The sequence below is a fragment of the Shigella sp. FC1567 genome (assembly GCF_001743015.1).
Taxonomy (GTDB): Bacteria; Pseudomonadota; Gammaproteobacteria; order Enterobacterales; family Enterobacteriaceae; genus Escherichia; species Escherichia coli.
Genome location: NZ_MIIV01000422.1, coordinates 1 through 375, shown reverse-complemented (window position 1 = coordinate 375; position 375 = coordinate 1). Strand labels below are relative to the sequence as shown.

The window sequence follows — 375 nt, the reverse complement described above, 5'->3', positions numbered from 1 at the left end:
ACGGATACGCAGAGTTGGCGCAGCCCTTCGCCACACAATCCCCGCAGACGGCAACCAGCGGCGAACGGTTCCGGCATTTAACTGGCAACCGGTTATCTCGGTAATGACTCCAACTTACTGATAGTGTTTTATGTTCAGATAATGCCCGATGACCTTGTCATGCAGCTCCACCGATTTTGAGAACGACAGTGACTTCCGTCCCAGCCTTGCCAGATGTTGTCTCAGATTCAGATTATGTCGCTCAATGCGCTGAGTGTAACGCTTGCTGATAACGTGCAGCTTTCCCTTCAGGCGTGATTCATACAGCGGCCAGCCATCCGTCATCCATACCACGACCTCAAAGGCCGACAGCAGGCTCAGAAGACGCTCCAGTGT

At 53.1% G+C, this 375-nt stretch carries 1 protein-coding gene and 1 pseudogene; both read right to left on the bottom strand.

Annotated elements, in window-relative coordinates:
• Nucleotides 1–105: pseudogene (locus tag BHE85_RS19170) on the bottom strand (IS630 family transposase); the annotation flags it as partial.
• A gap of 9 nt (nt 106–114) precedes the next feature.
• A partial coding sequence (locus tag BHE85_RS19165; RefSeq protein WP_000317683.1) for an IS1 family transposase occupies nt 115–375 on the bottom strand: 261 nt, incomplete at its 5' end.